At 70.5% G+C, this 5,749-nt stretch carries 6 protein-coding genes; 4 read left to right on the top strand and 2 right to left on the bottom strand.

The genetic code is table 11. The features are described 5' to 3' along the window. Nucleotides 1-1,222: short-chain fatty acyl-CoA regulator family protein (locus tag Q0L11_RS12380; protein ID WP_296597611.1), on the top strand; the 1,222-nt coding region annotated here is incomplete at its 5' end. A gap of 61 nt (nucleotides 1,223-1,283) precedes the next feature. On the opposite strand, the gene Q0L11_RS12375 is transcribed toward Q0L11_RS12380, so the two are convergent. Next, entirely contained in the window at nucleotides 1,284-1,934 is a 651-nt protein-coding gene (locus Q0L11_RS12375) for a PEPxxWA-CTERM sorting domain-containing protein (RefSeq protein WP_296597610.1), read from the bottom strand. Nucleotides 1,935-2,158: 224 nt separating this feature from the next. Here Q0L11_RS12375 and Q0L11_RS12370 point away from each other — a divergent pair, with 224 nt between their 5' ends. Both Q0L11_RS12370 and Q0L11_RS12365 read left to right on the top strand, forming a co-directional pair. Next, the gene (locus Q0L11_RS12370; RefSeq protein WP_296597609.1) at nucleotides 2,159-3,289 is read left to right on the top strand and encodes a sensor histidine kinase; all 1,131 of its coding nucleotides are present in this window, start codon (nucleotides 2,159-2,161) and stop codon (nucleotides 3,287-3,289) included. Between the two features lies 1 nt (nucleotide 3,290). Beyond that, complete coding sequence (locus tag Q0L11_RS12365; RefSeq protein WP_296597608.1) at nucleotides 3,291-4,028, top strand: LytTR family DNA-binding domain-containing protein; 738 nt, start codon at nucleotides 3,291-3,293, stop codon at nucleotides 4,026-4,028. Nucleotides 4,029-4,085: 57 nt separating this feature from the next. On the opposite strand, the gene Q0L11_RS12360 is transcribed toward Q0L11_RS12365, so the two are convergent. After that, the gene (locus Q0L11_RS12360; protein WP_296597607.1) at nucleotides 4,086-4,772 is read right to left on the bottom strand and encodes a PEPxxWA-CTERM sorting domain-containing protein; all 687 of its coding nucleotides are present in this window, start codon (nucleotides 4,770-4,772) and stop codon (nucleotides 4,086-4,088) included. 225 nt (nucleotides 4,773-4,997) lie between these two features. Here Q0L11_RS12360 and Q0L11_RS12355 point away from each other — a divergent pair. Beyond that, nucleotides 4,998-5,749 (top strand): hypothetical protein (locus tag Q0L11_RS12355; protein ID WP_296597605.1); only part of this gene is annotated, 752 nt, incomplete at its 3' end.

Genomic DNA, 5,749 nt, shown 5'->3' with positions numbered 1-5,749 from the left:
CTTCGAGGCCGACGACGACCAGCGCCTGCTGTTCGACCTGCGCGAGGCGGTGGCCGAGAGCGGCTCGGCCGAGGCGCCGATTCCGCTCAGCGAGCTTCGACAGGTGGCCCAGCAGTCGCCGGGGCTGGCGCGGCGGTTCCTGGATCTGCACCGCGCCAACCACCGGCTGGCCGAGCGCCTGAAGCTGACGGAAGAGGCCGTGGCGCTGGACGAGTCCATGTCGGCCAGTTCCCTGCTGCCCTACGAGGAGGTCCGCGACTTCTTCCACTTCAAGGACAACTACATCGACAGCCTGGACCGGGCGGCCGAGGACCTGGCCCAGGAGATCGGGCTGGACCAGCCGGCGTCGGCCGACATGCTGCTGGAGATGTACCTGCGCGAGCGCCTGGGCGTGCGCGTGCGCTACGCGCCGCTGGGCGACGTGATGCGGCGCTACGATCCCGTCGCGCACGAGCTGTGGCTGAACGCCGCGCAGCCGGCGGCGACGCGGGCGTTCCAGATGGCCTTCCACGTGGCCGTGGCCAACCTGTCCGACATCATCGAGGCCGAACTCAGCGAGGCGCGCTTCAAGAGCCCCGAAGCCGTCGACGTATGCCGGATCGGCCTGGGCAACTACGCGGCCGGCGCCCTGCTGACGCCCTACCGAAGGTTCGCCGCCGCGGCGCGGGAACAGCGGCACGACGTGGAGCAGCTCGCCGCGACCTTCGGGGCCAGCCTGGAACAGGTCTGCCACCGGCTTTCGACCCTGCAGCGGCCGGGACAGCGGGGCGTGCCGTTCTATTTCGTGCGGCTCGACTATGCCGGGAATATCACCAAGCGCCACAGCGCCACCCGCTTCCGGTTCGCCCGCTTCGGGGGGGCCTGTCCGCTATGGAACGTGCATGACGCGGTGGCCTCGCCCGACCGCTTCCTGGTGCAGGTGGCTTCGATGCCGGATGGCGACCGCTACCTCTGCGTGGCGCGGGCGGTGGTGAAGCGGTCGGAGAGCTATCTCGCGCCCGACCGGCGCTATGTGCTGGGCTTCGGCTGCGAGATCGCCCACGCCCACGAGCTGGTCTATTCGGAAGGCCTGGACCTGAAGGGCCCAGCCGCGCCGATCGGCGTGAGCTGCCGGATCTGCGAGCGGGACGACTGCGCCCAGCGGGCCTTCCCCCCGGTGGACCGGCGGCTCAGCGTGCCGAAGCACGAGCGCCGCACGGTGCCGTTCCGGCTGGGGAGCTGAGGTCTTTCCTCCGCCTCATCACGACCCGGATCGCTGGGTCACGACAAGCGGATCGGACGGATCAGATCGCGAGCGCCCGCCGGCGGCGCAGGGCCGAACCCGCCGCGCCGAAGCCCAGGATCATCAGGGCCCAGGCCGCCGGCTCGGGCACTGTCGTCCCCGGAGCTCGCGTGCCGGTGATCGCGACGTTGTCCAGTAGTAGCCCCCGGCTGAAGGCCGAATAGTCCGCCTGGAACTGGAAGCGCAGGTCCAGGGTCTGGCCCGCGAACTGGCTGAGGTCGAACTGGGTCGTGCCCCTCTGGCTGCCGGTCACGGCCACGCGGCCCAGGTCGGACAGGTTGTTGAACATCGTGCCGTAGAAGTTGTTGGTCATCGAGCGGATGACTTTCGAGGCGCCGAAGACGCCGTCGGTCGAGGCCTGCACGTTGAAGCCGTCGTAGTGCTCCTCGGTCACGAGGTCGTAGTCGAAGGTCAGCAGGGCGTCGGTGTAGTTCCGCAGGTCCAGCGAGACCTGGTAGTAGGAGTTGTCGAAGTTCGGATAGATCAGCCCGGTGTGGCCGACGCTGCCGTTGGCGGCCCCGAAGGTCCCGCCCACGCGCTCCTGGGCCGTGAGGCCGTTGTCGAAGTTCTGGAAGTAGATTGTCTCGGCCTCGGCGGCCGTGGAAACGACGGCCGCACCGGCGAGGGCGGCCATGGCGATACGCTTACGCACGTCGATAACTCCATGAGGTTCGTGGGATCGCGCGAAGTCTGGGCGCCGCCGCAGGGGCCGTCAGGCGGTGTGAGACCCGCCGCCGCGGGGCCGCGCCGAAGCGCCGAGGGCCGCTTTCGTCGCGACGAACGGCCGAATTCCGGGGCCGAACGGATCGACGAGCACCGTCGGTCCTGCGACGAACGCTGGCGTTCCGGCGCATCCGCTGGACTATGATCGCCACGATGAAGGCTTCGAACGCTTCCGACCCCGACCGCCGCCTCCTGTGGCAGGCCGTCTGGCTCACGCTCGCGGTGTGGGGCCTGGACGCCGGCTTCAACATCATGCCGCGCGTGGTGGGCGGCGACCTCAAGGCGACGACGGTGGTCAGCCTGACGACGTTGTCGGCGACCGGCCTGGCGCTGTCCCCGGCGGTCTACCTGGCGGTCGCGCGCCTGCGGGCGCGCAACGCGGCCACCCGCTACGCCGGCCTGACCCTGGCCTCCCTTGCCGCTGGGGCCGGGGTGGCCGCCGTCGACCTCACGCTCGGCGGCTGGCTGCGCCACCTGGTCGATCCGGCCTTCGCCGAGCCGGTGGGAACGAAGCTCGCGGTGCGCGCGGTCAGCAACCTGCTCGCCTATGGCTGGATGTTCGGCCTCGTGGGCGCGCTCTACATGATGGTCAACGCCAGCCGCGCGCTCGTGGAGCATGAGCGCCAGCTCGCCGACGCGCGGACCCGCGCCGCCGAAGCCGAGAACCAGGCGACGGCCGCTCGGCTCGCCGCGCTCCGCTACCAGCTCAACCCCCACTTCCTGTTCAACACGCTCAATGCCGTGTCGTCGGCGGTCATCACGAAGCGCAACGACGAGGCGGAATCCATGCTGGAGAAGCTGGCCGGCTTCCTGCGGGTGACGCTGGCGGCCGACCCCGAAGCGTTGATCCCGCTCGAGGACGAGCTGGCGACCATCCAGGCCTATCTCGAGATCGAGAGCGTGCGGTTCCGCGACCGCCTGGGGGTCGACTTCTCCTGCCCCGACGAGCTGCGCGGCGCGGTCGTGCCGTCGTTCATCCTGCAGCCGCTGATCGAGAACGCGGTCAAGCACGGCGTCTCCCGCGCGTCGGCGGCGGTGACGATCCGCCTCGAGGTTGCGCGCGACGGAGACGACCTCGTGGTGCTGGTCGAGGACGACGCCGAGCGCCTGGGCGAGCCGGCGAAGGGCGCGGGGGTCGGCCTGAACAATATCCGCCAGCGGCTGGGCGCCCTCTACGGCGCGCGCGGGGTCCTGCAGACCACCGCACGGGAGCGGGGATTCCTGGCCCTGGTGCGCCTGCCGCTGATCCAGAGCCTCAAGGCCCGGAAGGCGCGGGCGGCCTGACATGCGGGTGCTGCTGGTCGACGACGAGCCCGCCGCACTGGAGCGGCTGCAGGCGCTGTTCGAGCAGATCGCCGGGGCCGAGGTCGTGGGCGTGGCGCGGAACGGGCGCGAGGCGATGGAACAGATCGACGCCCTGAAGCCCGACCTGGCCATGCTGGACATCCAGATGCCCGAGCTCAGCGGCCTCTCGGTCGCCGGCGGGCTGCCGGCCGACGAACGGCCCGAGATCGTCTTCGTCACCGCCTTCGAGATGTACGCCGCCGACGCCTTCGACGTGGAAGCGGCCGACTACCTGCTGAAGCCGGTCCGGTTCGACCGCCTGCGCCAGGCCGTGGAACGCGCCCGGCGGCGGCGGGCGATGCGGGACGCCGCGCCGCCCATCGAGGCCGCAGCGTCGGCAGAGGCGGTGTCCTTCTGGGTTTCGGGGCGCAACGGCCACGTCCGGGTGCTGGCGTCCGACCTCGACTGGATCGAGGCGGCCCGCGACTATGTGATGCTGCACACGCCCACGCGCAGCTACATCCACCGCCTGACCATGACCGCCCTGGAAGAGATGCTTGATCCGGAGATGCTGACGCGGGTGCACCGGTCGGCCTTCGTGAACCTGACCCGGGTGCAGGAGGTGCAGCGGCTCGGCAAGGGCCTGATCTCGCTCATCCTGCGCGACGGCGTGAACGTGGCCGTCGGGCCGACCTACGTGAAGGCGGTGTTGGCGCGGCTGGGCCTTAGCGCCGGCTGACGCAAGACGCGCGAACTCCCGTTCTCGGGCCTCCGCGCGTCCGTCGTCCTGAGGAGATCAGGCCGCCAGCGCGGCGCGCCGGCGAAGCATGGCGCCGGCGCCGCCGAAGCCCAGGATCATCAAGGCCCAGGTGGCGGGCTCGGGCACGCCGCCGCCCTCCAGCGTGAAGTCCACGCCGATGGAGTCGTTCGAATAGTTGCCGCCGTTATTGATGATGAAGCCGAAGAACTCCCCCTTCGCGAGCGTGACCGTGCCGGTACGCGAGAGCGCCAGGTTCTGGGCGTTCAGGCCGCCCAGCGGGCTCGTCGAGACTGTGCCGCCGGCGTTGGTGAGGAGGGCGAGGCCGACGCCGGACGGCGAACGGTCCAGCACGTCGAGGTTCAGGACGTAGTCGTAGTCGCTGGCCTCTGGGGCCACGAAGAGGATCGCCAGCGGGTTCACCGCGCCAGGGTGGGCCAGCAGCCGGTCGTCGGGAACGGTGTAGGTGCCCTCCGAAAACGACGTCAGCGACTTGTAGACGCCCGGCAGCCCCGCGCCGTCCTGCAGGCAGAAGTCCGAGGTCACGACACAGGCGCTGGACGTGGAGAGCAGGGTGGCGGGATTGCCCTGGATGACCGGTAGCTTGATGTAGCTGAACCCACCCGCGCCTTGCGTGCCGTCGAAGCTCTCGAAGGCGTCGTAGGTGACGGCATGGGCGCTGGTGGCGAGCGCCATCGCGCCGGCCAGGGCGACAAAGAATTTCATCGGATAAACCCCCACTTCGTGCGGGCGTTGGGCGCCCGGCTTGCACTTTGGCCTGGGGCGGACGACGGGGAGGATGGTCCCCGAGAGATCCGGTCCACGGGCCACGGAGCCCGACCCTAGGCCGCCGCCGGTGGCCGGCCCATTAGACCGGATGGCCTATCGGCCCCCGCCTGGCGCAGAACTTGCTGCTAACCGCTTCGCTTGACAGGGAAAGTTGAGGCTTCGATGGTCTTCGAAGTGCGGGGAGGCGTTGGCGGGGTGGACGCGGCGTATCGGGACCAGATCCTCGTCAACGAGACGCGGACGGAACTGAAGGGCAGCATCGCCGCCTGGGTCGGCCTGTCCGTCGTCACCGTCTTCCTGGCCTTCCAGTTCGCGGGCAAGGCGGCCCCGGCCGGCTTCGCCGCCTGGCTGTGCGTCATGGGCCTGTTCCTTGCCGGCTGGCTGGTCGCCTGGCTCGGCTTCACCGCGCGTCCGCCCAGCGACGAGGCGATCCTCCGGCGGTGGATCCCCGGCGCCAAGGCGGCGATGACCCTCTGCAACCTGGCGACCGCGGGCAGCGTCTGGGTCTTCCTGCCCGCCGCGGACCCGGAACTGCGCGCGCTGCTCCTGGTGCTGTTCGCCTGGTACCTCATCATCCAGTTCGCCGCCGCCACCGAGGCGACGCAGGTGCTGAAGTCCGCGGTGGTGCTGGTGCTGGGCTCGCTGACCGCCTGGCTGCTGGTGGCGCGACCGCCGCACTTCCTGGCGCTCGCGATCTTCCTGGCGCTGTTTGGCCTGGTGCTGGTCGCCATCCGCCGCTTCGTGCGCGAGGCGGTGGTGAAGGCGACGGCGGCCCAGGCGGCGGCCGACGCGGCGCGCGAAGCCCTTGCGGCGGCGCTGGCCGACCTGGAGCGGGAACGCGACGCCAAGACCCAGTTCATCCGCGCCGCCTCGCACGACCTGCAGCAGCCGCTGCAGGCGGCGGCGCTGTTCCT

It is taken from the genome of Phenylobacterium sp. (assembly GCF_024508875.1).
GTDB lineage: Bacteria > Pseudomonadota > Alphaproteobacteria > Caulobacterales > Caulobacteraceae > Phenylobacterium.
This window is presented reverse-complemented; position numbering and strand designations above follow the sequence as displayed.